The organism is Rhodopseudomonas infernalis (genome assembly GCF_022271405.1).
Lineage (GTDB): Bacteria > Pseudomonadota > Alphaproteobacteria > Rhizobiales > Xanthobacteraceae > Rhodopseudomonas > Rhodopseudomonas infernalis.
In genome coordinates this window covers 85,978-103,602 of record NZ_JAJNAL010000016.1, presented here as the reverse complement: position 1 = coordinate 103,602, position 17,625 = coordinate 85,978, and the positions used below count along the sequence as shown (strand labels likewise).

Sequence of the window (17,625 nt, the reverse complement as noted above, 5' to 3'; positions counted from 1 at the left end):
CCAAGTCGCAGCGCTCGGCACCGTGGAGACGCCCCCTCACCCCAGCCCTCTCCCCGCAGGCGGGGAGAGGGAGACAGCGGCACCCCTCCTCGTCGTCGAAAAGCTGGTCAAAGAATATCCGCGCCAGGGCGCCACTGCGACGCTGAGCCGGCTGTTTTCACGCGGCCCTGCGGTCGAGCCAGACGCCTTCCGCGCGGTCGATGGCATCAGCTTCCAGGTCGGCCATGGCGAGAGCGTCGGGCTGGTCGGCGAGTCCGGCTGCGGCAAGTCAACCACGTCGATGATGGTGATGCGGCTGCTGGATCAGACATCAGGACGGATCACATTCGACGGCGAGGAGATCGGCGCGATTCTGCCGCACGCCTTCGCGCGACTGCCGCAGCGCAAGGCGATCCAGATGGTGTTTCAGGATCCGACCGACAGCCTCAATCCGCGTTTCACCGCCGCGCGCGCGATCATCGATCCGATCCTGCAGCTCGGTGATATCAAGGGCCGCGACGCCCTGCGGGCGTGCTGCGAAGAACTGGCCACGCAAGTCGGGCTGCCGCTCGATCTGCTCGACCGCTTCCCGCATCAGCTCTCCGGCGGCCAGAAGGCCCGCGTCGGCATCGCCCGGGCGATTGCGCTCAGGCCGAAGCTGATCATCCTCGACGAGCCGACTGCCGCACTCGACGTGTCGGTGCAGGCCGTGGTGCTCAACCTGCTGCAGGATCTGAAGCAGTCGATGGGCATGAGCTACCTGTTCGTGTCGCACGACCTCAACGTGGTGCGGCTCCTGTGCGATCGTGTCATCGTGATGCGCGCGGGACGAATCGTCGAACAGGGAACGAGCGAACAGGTGCTGGGCGCCCCGAAGGACGCCTACACTCGCGAACTCCTCACGGCGATCCCGCATCCGCCGCTGCCGGTGACGTGATGAGTGATCCGTGCACCACTTCTCCACCGTCATTCCGGGACGCGCCCCTTGGCGCGGGCCCGGAATCCATACTCACTGTCGGTGGCTATGGATTCCGGGCTCGCGCTGCGCGCGCCCCGGAATGACGAACGCTATTGATCTTTGATGAGGCCCGCTTTGACCGACTCCCTTGATAACTACATCGACGCCGTCGGCTCCGCCCTCGGCCTCAGCATCGATCCCGCATGGAAGCCTGCCGTGCGCGCCAATCTTGAGGTGTCGCTGAAGCTGGCGCGGCAGGTCGATGAGTTCGCGCTGCCCGACGAGACCGAACCGGCGAGCGTGTTCAGTGCCTGAGGTGAAGTCAGCGATGCCCAGCGACTGGATGACCGCCGCCGAGATCGCCGCCGCCGTCAAAGGCCGGACGATGACGGCTCTACAGGCCACCGAGGCCGCGCTGGCGCGGATCGGCAAAGCCGATGCGACGCTCAACGCCTTCACCGCCGTCGTCGCGGATCGCGCGCGCACCCGCGCCCGCGTGATCGACGCCGCGATTGCCCGTGGTGAATCCGTGGGTCCGCTCGCCGGCGTGCCGTTCGCGGTGAAGAACCTGTTCGATGTCGAGGGGCTCACCACGCTGGCGGGATCGAAGATCAATCGTGATCTCCCACCGGCGCGGCGCGACGCGACGCTGATCGAGCGGCTCGAAGCCGCCGGCGCGGTGCTGATCGGCGCGCTCAATATGGGCGAATACGCCTACGACTTCACCGGCGAGAACATCCACGATGGCCCGTCGCGCAATCCGCACGATCCGACGCGGATGACCGGCGGCTCGTCAGGCGGCTCCGGCGCTGCGGTCGGGGGCGGCGAGGTGCCGCTGGCGCTCGGCTCCGACACCAACGGTTCGATCCGCGTGCCGTCGTCGTTCTGCGGCATCTTCGGGCTGAAGCCGACCTATGGACGACTGCCGCGCAGCCGCAGCTTTCCGTTTGTCGCCAGCTTCGATCACCTCGGCCCGTTCGCGCGCAGCACTGCGGACCTCGCTCTGGCGTACGACGCCATGCAGGGCCACGACGCGGATGATGCCGGCTGCGCGGAGCGTCAGCCCGAGCCCGTCGGCGCCGCGCTGGCGCAGGGGCTTGATGGCCTGCGTTTCGCCCGCGCCGGCGGTTACTTCGCACAGAACCTGTTTCCGGAAGCCCGCGAGGCGGTCGACCGTGTTGCGAAGGCGCTCGACATCACCGCCACCGTCGAACTGCCCGAGGCGGCCCGCGCCCGCGCCGCGGCGTTCGTCATCACCACCGTGGAGGGCGCGTCGCTGCATCTCGACCGGCTGCGGCAGCGGCCGGACGATTTCGATCCGGCCGTGCGCGACCGGCTGATCGCCGGCGCGATGATCCCGGCGCCGCTGGTCGATCGCGCCCAGAAATTCCGCCGCTGGTATCGCGCCCGCGTGCTCGAGCTGTTCAAGCGCGTCGACGTGATCATCGCGCCGGCGACGCCCTGCACGGCACCCAAGCTCGGGCAGCAGACGTTCGTGCTCGACGGCGTCGAGCTGCCGGTCCGCGCCAATATCGGCATCCACACCCAGCCGATCTCGTTCATCGGCCTGCCCGTCGTCTCGGTGCCGATCCCGCTCGATCCGCTGCCGATCGGGGTGCAGATCATTGCCGCGCCGTGGCGCGAAGACATCGCGCTGCGTGTTGCGCACGCGCTCGAACAGACCGGCGTCGCTCGTGCGCCACGCCTAAGGGATTTCTGACATGGACATCGATCTGCCCGACGTGCTCGCCGAAGTCGGCGAAGCCTTCGCCCGCTACGAGACCGCGCTGGTGACCAACGACGTCGCCACGCTCGGCGAACTGTTCCGCAACGATCCGCGCACGCTGCGCTATGGCATGGGCGAGAACCTTTACGGCTACGACGAAATCCAGAACTTCCGCTCCGGACGCTCGCCGGTCGGACTGATGCGACGGACCGCCCGGACCGTGATCTCCTCTTACGGCCGCGACACCGCGGTGGCGTCGACGCTGTTCTATCGCGACAACGCGCCCGGCAAGGTCGGGCGCCAAATGCAGACATGGATCCGCTTTCCCGAAGGCTGGCGCATCGTCGCCGCCCATGTCAGCGTCATCGACGAGCCGTCGGCAGCGCCATGAGCCTCGATCCGCTTCCCCTGCCGCCTCGCATCGCCGCGCAACCGCCGGGCCCGGCCGCACCGACACGGCCGGTGACGGTGATCGGCAAGACCACGCGCGCCGAAGAACTGCGCCGGCAGGTCGCCGACGAGATCGTCCGGGGCGCGCTGGCGCCCGGCGCGCCGCTCGACGAGACCGAGCTTGCTGCCCGTTTCAAGGTGTCGCGCACGCCGGTGCGCGAGGCTCTGCGGCAGTTAGTTGCCAGCGGCCTCGTCGAGTCGCGGCCGCATCACGGCGCGGTGGTGGCTCGTCCGTCGTTCGCGCGGCTCACCGGCATGTTCGAGGCGATGGCCGAACTCGAGGCGATATGCGCGGGCTTTGCGGCGGAGCGGATGTCGCCGCTGGAGCGCCGCGATCTCGAGGCGATCCACGCCGAACTGCGGCAGATCAGCCACCACGGCAACCCCGAGCGCTTCCACGAAATGAACGAACACTTCCACAACGCCATCTATGCCGGATCGCACAACGACTACATCGCCGAGATCACGCTGGCGACGCGGGTTCGCGTGCAGCCGTTCCGGCGGGCCCAGTTCCGCAATCTCGGTCGGCTGGCGAAGTCGCACGCCGAACACGACCGCGTCGTCGTCGCGATCATGCGCGGCGATCGCACCGGCGCGGCAGCGGCGATGCGCGGCCACATCGAGCTGGTGCGCGACGAATATGAAATCTACGCCGTCTCGGTGTAAGCGGAGTACCACGTGACTGAAACCATCGCCGAAATCGTCGCCGCGCACCGTGCCGGCACCACCACGCCGGCGCAGACCATCGCGCGCTGCTATCAGCGGATCCGCGCCCACGGCGATCCGGCGATCTTCATCACCTTGCGGGACGAAGCCGATGCGATCGCCGAAGCGGTCGCGCTCGCCGCCAAGGACCCGGCATTGCCGCTGTACGGCGTGCCGGTCGCAGTGAAGGACAATATCGACGTCGCCGGCTTGCCGACCACGGCCGCCTGCCCGGCCTTCGCGTATCAGCCGTCGCAGGATTCCACCGCGGTCGCGCGGCTACGCGCCGCCGGCGCGATCGTGATCGGCAAAACCAATCTCGATCAGTTCGCCACCGGCCTGGTCGGCGTGCGCTCGCCCTACGGCATCCCGCGCAATGCGATGCGCGCCGATCTCGTGCCCGGCGGATCGAGCTCGGGGTCGGCAGTCGCGGTCGGCGCCGGCCTGGTGCCACTGTCGCTCGGCACCGACACCGCCGGCTCCGGCCGCGTGCCGGCGATGCTCAACAACATCGTCGGACTGAAGCCGAGCCTGGGGCTGATTTCGAGCACCGGCCTGGTCCCGGCCTGCCGCACGCTCGATTGCATCTCGGTGTTCGCCCTGACGGTCGACGACGCGGTCGCGGCGCTACGCGTGCTCGGCGCGCCGGATCCGGCTGACGCCTATTCCCGCGAGCGGCCGGTGGCGGCGCTCACCGCGATGCCATCGAAGCTGAAGCTCGGAGTGCCGTTGGACGGCCAGTTGCAGTTCTTCGGCGATCAGCAGGCCGAGCAGGCCTACGCGGCTTCGCTGCAGCGCTGGACCGGGCTCCGCGCCGAGCTGATCGAGGTCGACATCGCGCCGCTCTACGAAACCGCGCGGCTGCTCTACGAAGGCCCATGGGTCGCCGAGCGCTATCTGGCGATCCGCGAGCTGATCGACACACAGCCGGATGCCTTGCACCCGGTCACGCGCGAGATCACGCTCGGCGGCAAGCCGATCTCGGCGGCCGATACGTTCGCGGCCTTGTATCGACTGCAGGCGCTGCGCAAGATCGCCGATCAGATGTTCGCGGGCTTCGACGCGTTGGTGCTGCCGACGGCGCCGACGACCTACACGGTCGATCAGGTGCTGGCCGATCCGATCACGCTGAACAGTCGGCTCGGCACCTACACCAATTTCGTCAACCTGCTCGACCTGTGCGGGCTTGCGGTGCCGGCGTCGATCGACGCTGACGGCCTGCCGTTCGGAATCACCTTGCTGGCCCCGGGAGGCCGCGACGCCCAGCTCGCCAGCATCGGCCGCACCTTCCACGCCGACACGGCGCTGCCGCTCGGCGCGACCGGCAGGCCGCAGCCGCGCCTCCCCGCCGTCGAAGCGGCAAGCAATGTCGAGGCGATCAACATCGCGGTGGTCGGCGCCCATTTGTCCGGCATGGCGCTGAATGGCGAACTCACCAGCCTCGGCGGCGAACTTGTCGGCGCAACTGCGACGGCGCCGGACTACAAGCTCTATGCGCTGAAAGGCACCGTGCCGCCGAAGCCCGGCATGCTTCGCGTTGCGCCTGGCAGCGGCGCTGCGATCGCGGTGGAAGTCTGGGCGCTGTCGCCGGCGGCCTTCGGCCGCTTCGTCGCAGCGATTCCGCAACCGCTGTCGATCGGCACGATCACGCTGACGGGCGGCACAACAGTCAAAGGCTTTCTGGTGGAGCCAGCGGCGCTCGACGGCGCGCGTGATATCACGCAGTTCGGCGGCTGGCGCGCCTATATGGCGGACCTTGCCAAGGCCGGATGAACTCAGGAATAACAGCCGGGACAGCGCGTTGCGCTGTTTCGGGACCTGCACAATTCGAACGAACCGCTTCGCCGACCGGCCTTCGCGAATGGGCTGATGCACGAGGCGGTGAAATCAGCGGAAATACAATTCCTGATTGCGCCGCTCGAGCTCGGTCGAATAGGTGCGCAGCACATGCGCCTCGCTGACCGTGCCGACGACGCGGCGATCCTGCGCGTTGTCGATCACCACGAGGATATCGACCTCGCCGCGATCGAACGCCGCAAGCATGTTGCGAATGCTCGTGCCCGGGAACAGAAACTGATCGTGCTGTTGGGCCACGCTGGCCAGCGTCGCGCCCTCGGTCGCATCGATATCGTGAACGTCGGGCGCGCCCACCACGCCGGCGTAGCGGCCTTCGGCATCGAGCAGCACCAGATGCTTGATCCGCCCCGGCGGAAACAGTTTTTGCGCTTCGGCCAATGGCAAGTCGGCGCGAGCCGTGTCGAAATCCGTCCGCATCAGCGTGACGGCACAGATCTGGTCGACCCAGCCGATGTCCTGCGGCCCGCGGATCGCCTCGCCGCGCAGATGGAAGCGCCATGTCGCGAAGCTGTAGCCGAACAGCTCGCGCACGATCATCGCACTGACCGACGCGGCGACGACGCCGCCGACCGTCACCGAGAAATCGCCAGTGAGTTCGAGCGCCAGACAGATCATGCTGAACGGCGCGCCGAGCACGCCGGTCGCGACCGCCACCATGCCGGCGACCGCCGCCGTCCCCGGCTGCAAGGCGAACATGGGAAAGATCGGACCGAGCACGGTGCTGTAGAGCTGGCCGATCAGCGCGCCGAGCATCAGCGAGGCGAAGAACAATCCGCCGCGATAGCCCGCGCCAAGCGAGATCGCCGAGGCGGCGGTCTTCAGCAGCAGGGTGGTCACCAGCATCAGCCAGGTCGGGTTGCTCAGCAGCAGGATCTGCATCGCGCCGTGCCCGGAGCCGAGCACGGTCGGCGTCAGCATCGCGAGCCCGCTCAGCAGCAGCGCGCCGAGGACGAAGCGCAGCGCGCCACGCAGCACGCTGATGCGCTGGAACGCCCGTTCGGAGAACGCCACCGCCAGCATCACCACGATGCTGAACAGCGCCCCCAGCACGCCGATCGCCATGATCTGGCCGATCATCTCGACCGAGACCGGCGACGGCACCCCCGGAACGATCAGAAACGACGGCCGCACCAACTGCCGCATCACCAGCCATGCCGCGACGGAGCTGGCGATCACCGGGACGAGGCTGGCCGCCGTGTAGGCGCCGAGCACGACCTCGAAGGCGAAGAACGCGCCGGCAAGCGGGGCCGTGAACGCCGCGCTGATCGCGCCGGCTGCGCCGCAGGCGACCAGCAGCCGCATATCGGCACGCCGCGCGGCCAGACGTTTGCCGATCTGCGAGCTGAAGGCCGCACAGATCTGCGTATACCCGGCTTCCAGGCCGACCGACGCGCCGCAGCCGTTGGACAACAGCGTCTGCAGCGAGATCAGAAGGCTGCCGCGCATCGACACCCGCCCGCCATACAGCGCGTTGGCCTCGATGGCGTCCGCGAGCTGGCCCTTGAAGCGCTGGACATAGAACGCACTGATCACCGCCAGCAGCAGGCCGCCGCACAACGGCACCAGCACGATGCGTTGCCAGGGGATGACGCCGTTGGCGCTGAGACGGGTGCCGAACGGAATGCTGAACAGAACCGCATGGGCGAATTCGCTCGCCCGCCAGATGATCGCCACCAGGAGACCGGACAGCAGCCCGATCACCACCGCGACGAGCACTAGCCCGACTTCGCGGGTCCGGACGAAGTTTCGCACCCCGGCCGGCAACCGCCACGGGCCGCTCGCCGCGCGAGCAGCCGCGACGGCGGCTTCCGCCTCGGGGCCGGGCACGACGCTCATCGGCTGCCCCCGGCTGGAAAAACCTTCACCAACATGATGCGGGGCACATTTCTACGGGCATAGGGTTGGCGAGAGGTTGGTTACTGCGGGCGGGCGACGGGCCGCTTGGGCCGTCAGGTTCTACGGGCAGGCCCAGGGCTTTGCCAGCGCAGAGCTGGCCACCGAATTCGGCACCACCCTTGTGTTCGATTTTCGTGACTTTGGCTGTATGGTTCAAAGACATCTCGAGGAGGACTGGAATGAGGCGCAGAGCGGTGGTCGGCGTGATCGGCAACGCCCATCTCGTCGATAATCGGTTTGCGGTCCAGCACGTCGGCGAGCGCAATCTGCGCGCGGTGTCGGAAGTCGCCAATGCGCTGCCGCTGATGTTTGCGGGCTGTCCACAAATCACCGACATCGAAGAGCTACTCGACATTGTCGACGGCATCCTGCTCACCGGCGGGCGCGCCAACGTCCATCCGACCCATTTCAACACCGAGCCCAATCCCAAGCACGAGCCCTATGACGAGGCCAGGGACGGCCTTGCGCTGCAGCTGGTACGGACCTGTGTGGACCGCGGCATCCCGCTGCTCGGCATCTGCCGGGGCCTGCAGGAGATGAACGTGGCGTTCGGCGGCTCGTTGCATCCGGAGATCCGAGAGATCCCGGGCCGGATGAACCACCGCATGCCACGGCTCGAAAACGGCGACATCCATCCCGACGCCACCGTAGTGTTTGCCGATCGCCACGACGTGCAGCTCAAGCCGGACGGCACCTTCTCGCAGCTGTTCGGCCGCGACCTGATCCGGGTGAATTCGCTGCACGGCCAGGGCATCCTCGAGCCGGGCGGCCGGGTGGTGATCGAAGGCATCGCCGAGGACGGCACCATCGAGGCGATCCGGATCGAAGGCGCCCCGGGCTTCGCGCTGGGCGTGCAATGGCACGCCGAATACGACCCGCAGCACAACCCGATCAACCGCGCGATCTTTCTAGCTTTCGGCGAAGCGCTCCGCGCGTATCAGGTGAGTCGGCATCAGCCGGTGAGTTTGAGAAAGTCAGGGTGAGCTGGCCCCGGCATTCCTAAGCGCTGCGTGAGCCGCTTAGTTCGCTTTGTTCTTCCTCCGTCATGGCCGGGCTTGTGCCCGCCATGACGGGTAGAAACGAAACGAGCGCCCTCAGGCGCTCGTCGTGCATGGCCTTCTGGGCGAGCGCACAGGCGCCCGACACGAGCCTTGTTACTTGCGGCCCAGCCGCCGGTTGACGTCGCGGACTGCGCCGTTCGCCGCGCTGGTGGTCAGCATCGCGTAGGCCTGCAGCGCGGCGGAGACGACGCGCTTGCGGTCCTTCGGGGTCCACGCATCGTCGCCGCGGGCGTTCTCTTCCTCGGCGCGCTTCGCCAGTTCGGCCTCGGAAACGTCGAGCGTGATGCTGCGGTTCGGAATGTCGATCGAGATCCGGTCGCCATCGCGCACCAGGCCGATCAGGCCGCCTTCGGCCGCTTCCGGCGAGACGTGGCCGATCGACAGGCCCGACGTGCCGCCCGAGAAGCGGCCGTCGGTGATCAGCGCGCAGGCTTTACCGAGGCCCTTCGATTTCAGGTAGCTGGTCGGATACAGCATCTCCTGCATGCCCGGACCACCGCGCGGACCTTCGTAACGGATTACCACCACGTCGCCGGCGACGATCTTGTTGGTCAGGATCGCCGACACCGCATCGTCCTGGCTTTCGAACACCTTCGCGGGGCCGGAGAAGACCAGAACCGAAGCATCAACGCCGGCCGTCTTCACGATCGAGCCGTCGAGCGCGATGTTGCCGTACAGCACCGCGAGGCCGCCGTCCTTGCTGAAGGCGTGCTCGGCATCGCGGATCACGCCCTTCTGGCGGTCGAGGTCGAGCTCGTCGTAGCGGCGGTCCTGACTGAACGCGGTCTGGCTCGGCACGCCGCCCGGCGCGGCGCGGTAGAAGGTGCGCACGGTTTCGCTGTTGCTCTGGCGAATGTCCCAACGTGCCAGCGCGGCGCCGAGCGTCTCGCTGTGCACGGTCGGACACGAGGTGTGGAGCAGGCCGGCGCGGTCGAGTTCACCGAGGATCGCCATGATGCCGCCGGCGCGATGCACGTCTTCCATATGCACGTCGGGCACCGAGGGCGCGATCTTGCTGAGGCACGGCACCCGGCGCGACAGCCGGTCGATGTCGCTCATCGAGAAATCGAGTTCGGCCTCGCGGGCCGCGGCGAGCAGATGCAGCACCGTGTTGGTCGATCCGCCCATCGCGATGTCGAGCGTCATCGCGTTCTCGAACGCTTTGAAGCTGGCGATGCTCCGCGGCAGCACCGAGGCGTCGTCGCCCTCGTAGTAGCGGCGGGCGATATCGACGATGGTGTGACCGGCCTCGACGAACAGCCGCTTGCGGTCGGCGTGCGTAGCCAGCACCGAGCCGTTGCCCGGCAGCGCCAGGCCGAGCGCTTCGGCGAGACAGTTCATCGAATTGGCGGTGAACATGCCCGAGCAGGAGCCACAGGTCGGGCACGCCGAGCGCTCCATCGTCTGCACGTCCTCATCGCTCATGCTGCTGTCGGCAGCGGCGACCATCGCGTCGATCAGGTCGACCGAATGCGTCTTGCCCTTCAGTACGACCTTGCCGGCTTCCATCGGGCCACCGGAGACGAACACGGCGGGAATGTTGAGCCGCATCGCCGCCATCAGCATGCCGGGTGTGATCTTGTCGCAGTTGGAAATGCACACCATCGCGTCGGCGCAGTGCGCATTGACCATGTACTCGACGCTGTCGGCGATCAGCTCGCGCGACGGCAGCGAATACAGCATGCCGTCGTGGCCCATCGCGATGCCGTCATCGACCGCGATGGTGTTGAACTCCTTGGCGACGCCGCCAGCCGCTTCGATCTCGCGCGCGACGAGCTGGCCAAGGTCCTTGAGATGGACGTGGCCCGGCACGAACTGGGTGAACGAGTTGACCACCGCGATGATCGGCTTGCCGAAGTCGCTGTCCTTCATGCCTGTGGCGCGCCACAGGCCGCGCGCGCCGGCCATGTTGCGGCCGTGGGTCGTCGTTCGGGATCGATACGCAGGCATGAGAATGTCCGTGAGAATGTCCGTCGCCTACGTCGGGCGCTCGCAACCGCGATCAGCTCCCGAAGCGACGAACCGTTGCAATCATCGTCTTGGCTCCAGCCTTACTTCAGAACGTGCGCGCTCTCAATGGTTGGCAGGGCACTGCTGCGCTGCGCGGACGCCGATTGCAACCGGGCTGGGACGGCACTGAACAGCGGCTCCAATCCGCAGGCGGAGTTTGCGATCGCGATCGACACTCTTGCTTGATAGATATGTGATGTTATAACGTTACATCATCCTCCCAAGCTTCAGGGTTCCGCCATGACTCAATCGCTGCTTCCCGTGACCGTGCTGTCCGGCTTTCTCGGTGCCGGCAAGACCACGCTGCTCAATCGGATGCTCGGTAACCGGGACGGGCAGCGCATCGCGGTGATCGTCAACGACATGAGCGAGGTGAACATCGACGCCGAACTGGTGCGGCAGGACGGCGGCCTGACCCGATCGGAAGAAACCCTGGTGGAAATGACCAATGGCTGCATCTGCTGCACGCTGCGGGACGATCTGCTGGTCGAAGTCCGCAAGATAGCGGCGAGCGGACGGTTCGACGCGCTGGTGATCGAGTCGACCGGCATCGCCGAGCCACTGCCGATCGCCACCACCTTCGAATTTCGCGACGAGAACGGCGACAGCCTGTCCGACATTGCCCGCCTCGACACGATGGTGACCGTGGTCGATGCGGCCAGCTTGCTCGCCAACTATTCCAGCCAGGAATTTTTGCGCGATCGCGGCGAAGTGGCGGGCGATGAGGACGAACGCACGCTGGTCGATCTGCTCGTCGAGCAGATCGAATTCGCCGATGTGATCGTGCTGAACAAAGTGTCGGCCACCTCGCCGGCCCGCCGCGAGGCCGCCCGCGCCATCATCCGCTCGCTGAATTCCGACGCGCGGGTTCTGGAGACTGATTTCGGAGACGTGCCGCTGCAAGCCGTGCTGCACACCGGCCTTTTCGACTTCGACAAGGCGCACCAGCATCCGCTGTGGTTCAAGGAGCTGAACGGCTTTGCTGATCACACACCCGAAACCGAGGAATACGGCATCCGCTCATTCGTCTATCGCGCGCGGCGGCCGTTTCATCCGGCGCAGTTTCAAGCCTTTTGCAATCGCAGCTGGCCCGGCGTGATCAGGGCTAAAGGGTTCTTCTGGCTGGCAACTCGACCGCATTATGTCGGCGAGCTGGCACAGGCCGGCGCGATGGTTCGCACCTCGAAGCGCGGGTTGTGGTGGTCCGCCGTAGCCAAGACGCACTGGCCGGACCAGGACTCGTGGCGCCGAGCGATGGAGCCGTATTTCGATCCGGTTTGGGGCGACCGGCGCCAGGAGATCGTGTTCATCGGTACCAAGGAGATGGACGAAGCCACCTTGCGGCGCCAGCTCGACGCCTGCCTGGTCGGCGATTCGGCGCACTTCGCGCCGGAGCAGTGGCGGTCCCTCCCCGATCCCTTCCCGATCTGGAGCAGCACGGCGACGTCATAGATCGCCAGCCATGCGCACCATTACGACGCGTCGGCCGTCACCGCGGGGACCTTCGTCAGGTGCAGATAGCCGGGGTCGAACTGGCCGATTTGCGCCAGACGCGGCCAGTCCAGCACCTCGAGCTCACCGCCCCGGAATTCGATTGCTTGGGCGCTGCGCAGTTCGGCCAAGGTCCGGTTGACGGTCGCGATCGCCATACCGAGCGTCTCGCCGAGTTGCGCCAATCCAATCGGCAGCGACATCACATTGCCGCGGGTCAACCGTGACGCCTCGGCGCGGTAGAACAGCTCGCAGAAAAGATGCGCCATCCGTGCAGTCATGTCGCGGGCGCTGTTGTTGGTGATCGCCTCGCGGAAAATCGCCGCGTCGATAAGCGTTTCCCGCCAAACCGCGAAGCCGACCTGGGGGTGCGTCTCGAACAGCCGGATTAGCTGTTTGTGCGGGATCGATGCCACCACCGCGGCGCCGATCGAGCAGACGGCATGGTCCATCCTGTCGAGAAACAACGTCTGCGAGTCCGGCATGTCGCCTGCGAGGTGAAACGACAAGTACTGGCGGCGGCCATCGGGGAGCAGGTGATAGCGCGCCACCATGCCTTCAACCACCAGCGCAGAGACCTTCGCGGCGTCGCCCTGGTGGATAAAGTCCTCGTTGCGCCCCAGCTCGCAGACAGTGAAGCTGAGTGACTGAATGGCAACCGCGTCCTCGCTGGTGATCTGAGAGTGCTCCCTGAGCTTGTCGATCAGGATGCGATGAATGCGCTCCACGTAGGTCTCCGTTACAGGGACGTATCATTTGATACGTCGATAAGTGCCCTGCAGCACTAAACTCACAGAACGTGAGCGGGTTTCATGATGTCGAGCTTATAACCGACCGGGTCAGGCCCGATTGCAGCCGGCGCTCGTCTGTTAGTGCGGAGACCGCTGCTTGCCCTACCGACAATTTCTCGACCGCATTCGCCGCCTGTTCGATGGGCCGAGCGCGCATTTCGATATGATTGCCGACTCGCTGGCGCAGGGCCGTCTCAAGCAGCCGGTTAAGCCGATGTCCGACCATGAATTGGCGCAGGCGATCCGCGAATTTCAGGGGCTGCCACCCTCGAGCAGCGCCATTGAGAAGCTCCGCTCGCATCTGGTCAGCGACGACAGCTAAGACTGCGGCGAGGTGACGCATCCCTGCTGCGCCAGACCGTCCGCCAGCATGAAGATCGACCTTTTGGGTTGTAATCGGGCGCAGTGGCCTTCGATACCAATGCCGCGGGGCTTGTTCGCGTTGCCCCGCCGCTAAGGTCGCAGCGCGGCGCCCTTGGGTAAGCTGCCTTTCCCGGTGGCAAGGTCTTTGCGCAGCTTGATTCGACCGCCTTGGATCACCGTCAGTTGCGGACGCGGCTGCACGGCTGCAGCGGGATCAAGCTGGTTGCGGCTCGGCTCGACCGGCTCGGCCATGGCGTACGATTCGTGATCCGGCTCACTCTCGTGAGAGGCTGGATCGGCATGATACCTGCATTCGAGACGATCGAGCACGGCGCGGCCAGTCTCGGTGATCTGCCACCCACGCCGGTCCCGCACCACGAGCTTTTGTGTAAAAATGTCGAGGCCGGGCATCCGGGCCGCATAACTACGCATCCGGCTGGTCCAATCGACACTGCCGGAGAGCACAGCCAAATCCGCGTTCAAGGCCACGGGCGACGCGACACCGTCAGGATAGGTCGAAAGGACCTTCAAGATCGCCACATGCACCGACACAACCAACACCCCGACTCAATTACGCAAAGTATCTGCGCTTCTACGGCAAAAGCCAGCCACCCGTTCGTTATCCACATCATGCCGCCCCGCGTAGAACTGGCGGCATCCGGACTCATTGCTGACTCGAATCAGTTGCGGCGAGAGCCGCTCCCGCGGGTAGCATCGAGCCGGCATATCCCGCAATGCAGCGGGCATTCTCCCTGATTGACATCCTTCCGACCCCCGACTTCACTTGCGCGGTGTCAGCCAGCCAGAAGAGCCGGCGGCCGCCGAGGGAGGACACCAGATGACCTTTGCCTATTACGATTGGATCGCTCACCACGCCGAAGTCCGGCCGGACCGCATTGCGACGGTGGACCTGGCGACGCAGCGCCGGCTGACTTACGCCACGCTCGATGAGCGTATCGATCGCCTCGCCGCGTATCTCGACAAGCTCGGCGTCGGTCGCGGTGACCGCGTCGCGGTGCTCGCCGCCAACACCACCGACACGCTCGAAGTGCAATTCGCCTGCTTCCGGTTAGGTGCGATCTTCGTGCCGCTGAATGTGCGGTTGACGGTGCACGAACTCGCTTTCATCGTCGGCGACGCAGCGCCGCGTGTGCTGGCGCATGATTCAGATTTCGCCGCGATGGCCGGCGAACTTCAGGACAAGTGCAGTGTCCCGCATCTGCTGCAGTTCGGCGAACCGTATGAAGCCGCGCTTGCCGCTTCGCCGCGGGTCGGCCGCACCGAAGCGGTGACGCTCGAGGACGTCTCCACCATCATGTACACGTCGGGCACGACCGGCAAACCGAAGGGCGCCATGATCACGCATGGCATGACCTTCATCAACGCGGTCAATCTCGGCATCCCGACCTTCATCTCGCAGCGCACCGTGTTTCTCTGCGTGATGCCGCTGTTCCACACCGGCGGGCTGAACTGCTACACCAACCCGGTGCTGCACGCGGGCGGCACCGTGATCCTGATGCGCGCGTTCGATCCCGCCGAAACGCTGCGGCTGATCGGCGATGTAAGCGTCGGCCTGACGCACTTCTTCGGCGTGCCGTCGATCTATCAGTTCATGTGCCAGCACCCGGCCTTCGCCGACACCGACCTGTCGCGGTTGCAGGTCGCCGGCGTCGGCGGCGCGCCGATGCCGGTGCCGCTACTGAAGATCTGGCAGGAGCGCGGCTGCGTGCTGATGCAGGGCTATGGCATGACCGAGACCAGCCCGGCCGTGCTGATGCTCGACGCCGACGACGCCGCGCGCAAAGCCGGCTCGGCCGGCAAGCCGGTGATGCACGCTGACTTGAAGATCGTCGATCCGACCGGCGAACCGGTGCAGCCCGGCGAGATGGGCGAATTGTGGGTGAAGGGTCCGAATATCACGCCCGGCTACTGGAACAGGCCGGACGCCAACCGCACCAGCTTCACCGACGGCTGGCTGCACACCGGCGACGCCGCGCGCGTCGACGACGAAGGCTTCTACTACATCGTCGACCGCACCAAGGACATGTACATCTCGGGCGGCGAGAACGTCTATCCGGCCGAGGTCGAGGACGTGTTGTACCAACTAAGCGAGATCGCCGAAGCGGCCGTGATCGGCGCACCCGATCCGCAATGGGGCGAGACCGGCGTCGCGATCATCGCGGTCAAGAGCGGTCAGCAGCTTCCCGAAAGCACGCTGCACGCGCATTGCCGCGAGCGGCTGGCGCGGTTCAAATGTCCGCAGCGGGTGATCTTCGTCGAGGCGCTGCCGCGCAACGCCACCGGCAAGGTCCACAAGCCGACGCTACGCGAGCGCTTTTTGGCACGGGAGACGGCGGACGCGTGAGCGGCCCTATCGCCCCGTAAACCTTGCCGCGCGCTTTTCGACGAAGGCGGCGGCGCCTTCGCGGAGGTCGGCGGTGACGAAGGCCTGGCCCTGACGCTCGGCTTCGTCGTCGAGCGTGTCGGCCAATGACGCGCTCCAGGCGCGCTCGACCTGCTGCTTGATCAGGCCGATGCTGATCGGCGGGCCGCTCGCCAGCTGCTCGGCAATCGCCATCGCCTCGGTCATCAGCGCGGCATCGTCGACGGTCTGGAAAATCAGTCCCCACTCCGCCGCCTGCTCGGCACTCAGCGGCCGCCCGAGCAAGGCAAGCGCACGCGCACGCGCGATGCCGACCGAGCGCTGCAGGAACAGCGAGGTGCCGGCATCGAGTGCGGCGCCGAGCTTGACGAAGCTCAGCACGAACTTGGCCGAACGCCCCGCCAGCACAATGTCGCCCGCGAGCGCGAGGCCGACGCCGGCGCCGGCCGCAGGACCGTTGACGGCGACGACGATCGGCTTGCCGGCGCCGCGCATCTTCTCCAGCAGCGGGCTGAGTTCGGCGCGCATCCACGGCGCGACGTTGGCGCCGGCGTCGAAGGTCGCGCCGCCGAGTTGGGCGCCGGCGCAAAAACCCTTGCCGGCGCCGGTGAGCAGGATCGCCCGCACCGCTGCATCCGCGAGCGCGGCCGACAGCGCGGCGTTGAGCTCGGCGAGCAGGCCGGGACGCATCGCGTTGTACTGCTCGGGATTATTGAGCGTCACCACGGCGACCGCGCCACGCACCTCAGACTTCACCCACGCCATGCCTTATCCCCTCGCCTGCCCAGCTTCTTGTGCGTCTGTCGTTACAGCGATCGCGCGATCAGCAGTTTCATGACTTCGTTGGTGCCGCCGTAGATCTTCTGGATCCGCGAATCGACGAACATCCGCCCGATCGGATATTCCTGCATATAGCCGTAGCCGCCGTGCAGTTGCAGGCACTCGTCGACGGTCTCGACCTGCTTCTGCGTCGTCCACCATTTCGCCATCGACGCCGTCACCGCGTCTAGGTCGCCGGCGATCAGCCGCTCGATACAGAAATCGACGAACACGCGGGCGATGAACGCTTCGGTCTTGCGCTCCGCGAGTTTGAAGGCGGTGTTCTGGAAGTCGAGGATCGGCTGCCCGAACGCCTTACGCTCGCGGGTGTAGTCGGTGGTCAGCTTGACGGCGCGCTCCATCGCCGCGACGGCGCCGACCGCGATGATCAGCCGCTCCTGCGGCAGTTGCGACATCAGCTGGACGAAGCCTTTGCCCTCCTCGCCGCCGAGCAGGTTCTCCTTCGGGGCGATCGCGTTCTCGAAGAACAGCTCGGACGTGTCGGAGGCGTGCAGGCCGATCTTGTCGAGGTTGCGGCCGCGCTTGAAGCCGGGATTGTCCTTGGTCTCCATCGCGATCAGCGACAGTCCCTTGGCGCCCGGGCCGCCGGTGCGCGCCACCACGATGATCAGATCGGCATTCTGGCCGTTGGTGATGAAGGTCTTCTGGCCGTTGATGACGTAGTGATCGCCGTCGAGCTTGGCGGTGGTGCGGACGCTCTGCAGGTCCGAGCCGGTGCCGGGCTCGGTCATGGCGATGCCGCCGATCAGTTCGCCGCGCGCCATCGCCGGCAGCCAGCGCTGCTTCTGATCCTCGGATCCGTAGTTCAGGATGTAGTGCGCGACGATGCCGCTCGACACGGTGACGCCGGACAGTGCATCCGGCACGATCGATTCCATGTCCTCGAAGATCGCCGCGTCATAGGCGAAGCTCGCGCCGAGGCCGCCATAGGCTTCCGGTACGCTCGGCACCAGAGCGCCCATCTCGCCGAGCTTCAGCCAGGCGGAGCGATCCACCATCTTCTGCTTGCGCCATTTCTCGGCGTGCGGCGCCAGGTCCTTTTCCAGGAACTTGCGGAACTGGTGGCGGAACGCCTCCAGCTCCTCGGTCATCCAGGGCGATCGATACTGCATTTT

The 17,625-nt window shown here is 66.3% G+C and carries 16 protein-coding genes; 10 read left to right on the top strand and 6 right to left on the bottom strand.

The features are described from left to right. The 6 genes from LPW26_RS13150 to atzF form a co-directional block, all read left to right on the top strand. A partial coding sequence (locus LPW26_RS13150) for an ABC transporter ATP-binding protein (RefSeq protein ID WP_238735814.1) occupies window positions 1–916 on the top strand: 916 nt, incomplete at its 5' end. 144 nt (window positions 917–1,060) lie between these two features. Further along, window positions 1,061–1,252 (top strand): DUF4089 domain-containing protein, encoded by a 192-nt coding sequence (locus tag LPW26_RS13145; protein WP_406677524.1) that lies wholly within the window; start codon window positions 1,061–1,063, stop codon window positions 1,250–1,252. 28 nt (window positions 1,253–1,280) lie between these two features. Further along, the gene (locus tag LPW26_RS13140; protein ID WP_238735818.1) at window positions 1,281–2,657 is read left to right on the top strand and encodes an AtzE family amidohydrolase; all 1,377 of its coding nucleotides are present in this window, start codon (window positions 1,281–1,283) and stop codon (window positions 2,655–2,657) included. Window position 2,658: 1 nt separating this feature from the next. Then, window positions 2,659–3,054 (top strand): oxalurate catabolism protein HpxZ, encoded by a 396-nt coding sequence (gene hpxZ / locus LPW26_RS13135; RefSeq protein ID WP_238735810.1) that lies wholly within the window; start codon window positions 2,659–2,661, stop codon window positions 3,052–3,054. Beyond that, window positions 3,051–3,779: a GntR family transcriptional regulator gene (locus LPW26_RS13130; protein WP_238735808.1), complete on the top strand. Its 729-nt coding sequence runs from the start codon at window positions 3,051–3,053 to the stop codon at window positions 3,777–3,779. The genes hpxZ and LPW26_RS13130 overlap by 4 nt, the downstream gene beginning before the upstream one ends. 12 nt (window positions 3,780–3,791) lie before the next feature. After that, a complete protein-coding gene (gene atzF / locus LPW26_RS13125; protein ID WP_238735806.1) occupies window positions 3,792–5,591 on the top strand; it encodes an allophanate hydrolase in 1,800 nt (599 codons plus the stop codon). A gap of 114 nt (window positions 5,592–5,705) precedes the next feature. Here atzF and LPW26_RS13120 read toward each other — a convergent pair whose 3' ends face one another. Next, a complete protein-coding gene (locus tag LPW26_RS13120) occupies window positions 5,706–7,511 on the bottom strand; it encodes a chloride channel protein (protein WP_238735804.1) in 1,806 nt (601 codons plus the stop codon). 239 nt (window positions 7,512–7,750) lie between these two features. Between LPW26_RS13120 and LPW26_RS13115 the strand changes: the two genes are divergently transcribed. Further along, window positions 7,751–8,554 (top strand): gamma-glutamyl-gamma-aminobutyrate hydrolase family protein, encoded by an 804-nt coding sequence (locus LPW26_RS13115; RefSeq protein ID WP_238735802.1) that lies wholly within the window; start codon window positions 7,751–7,753, stop codon window positions 8,552–8,554. Between the two features lie 171 nt (window positions 8,555–8,725). Here LPW26_RS13115 and ilvD read toward each other — a convergent pair whose 3' ends face one another. Then, the gene (gene ilvD / locus LPW26_RS13110; RefSeq protein ID WP_238735800.1) at window positions 8,726–10,582 is read right to left on the bottom strand and encodes a dihydroxy-acid dehydratase; all 1,857 of its coding nucleotides are present in this window, start codon (window positions 10,580–10,582) and stop codon (window positions 8,726–8,728) included. A gap of 300 nt (window positions 10,583–10,882) precedes the next feature. Here ilvD and LPW26_RS13105 point away from each other — a divergent pair, with 300 nt between their 5' ends. Then, window positions 10,883–12,094, top strand: a complete 1,212-nt coding sequence (locus LPW26_RS13105; RefSeq protein WP_238735798.1) for a GTP-binding protein — start codon at window positions 10,883–10,885, stop codon at window positions 12,092–12,094. Window positions 12,095–12,114: 20 nt separating this feature from the next. Here the strand turns inward: LPW26_RS13105 and LPW26_RS13100 are convergent, their stop codons facing one another. Beyond that, a complete protein-coding gene (locus LPW26_RS13100) occupies window positions 12,115–12,861 on the bottom strand; it encodes a Crp/Fnr family transcriptional regulator (protein WP_238735796.1) in 747 nt (248 codons plus the stop codon). A gap of 160 nt (window positions 12,862–13,021) precedes the next feature. On the opposite strand from LPW26_RS13100, the gene LPW26_RS13095 reads away from it, so the two are divergent. Further along, window positions 13,022–13,246 carry a hypothetical protein gene (locus LPW26_RS13095; RefSeq protein WP_238735794.1) on the top strand — a complete coding sequence of 75 codons (225 nt, stop codon included), beginning with the start codon at window positions 13,022–13,024 and terminating at the stop codon, window positions 13,244–13,246. 131 nt (window positions 13,247–13,377) lie between these two features. On the opposite strand, the gene LPW26_RS13090 is transcribed toward LPW26_RS13095, so the two are convergent. Beyond that, window positions 13,378–13,848 (bottom strand): hypothetical protein, encoded by a 471-nt coding sequence (locus LPW26_RS13090; RefSeq protein WP_238735793.1) that lies wholly within the window; start codon window positions 13,846–13,848, stop codon window positions 13,378–13,380. A gap of 277 nt (window positions 13,849–14,125) precedes the next feature. On the opposite strand from LPW26_RS13090, the gene LPW26_RS13085 reads away from it, so the two are divergent. Then, entirely contained in the window at window positions 14,126–15,652 is a 1,527-nt protein-coding gene (locus LPW26_RS13085) for an acyl-CoA synthetase (protein ID WP_238735791.1), read from the top strand. Between the two features lie 6 nt (window positions 15,653–15,658). Here LPW26_RS13085 and LPW26_RS13080 read toward each other — a convergent pair whose 3' ends face one another. Both LPW26_RS13080 and LPW26_RS13075 read right to left on the bottom strand, forming a co-directional pair. Next, window positions 15,659–16,435 carry an enoyl-CoA hydratase-related protein gene (locus LPW26_RS13080; RefSeq protein ID WP_238735789.1) on the bottom strand — a complete coding sequence of 259 codons (777 nt, stop codon included), beginning with the start codon at window positions 16,433–16,435 and terminating at the stop codon, window positions 15,659–15,661. 41 nt (window positions 16,436–16,476) lie between these two features. Continuing rightward, window positions 16,477–17,622 (bottom strand): acyl-CoA dehydrogenase family protein, encoded by a 1,146-nt coding sequence (locus LPW26_RS13075; RefSeq protein ID WP_238735787.1) that lies wholly within the window; start codon window positions 17,620–17,622, stop codon window positions 16,477–16,479. Window positions 17,623–17,625 lie beyond the last annotated feature (3 nt).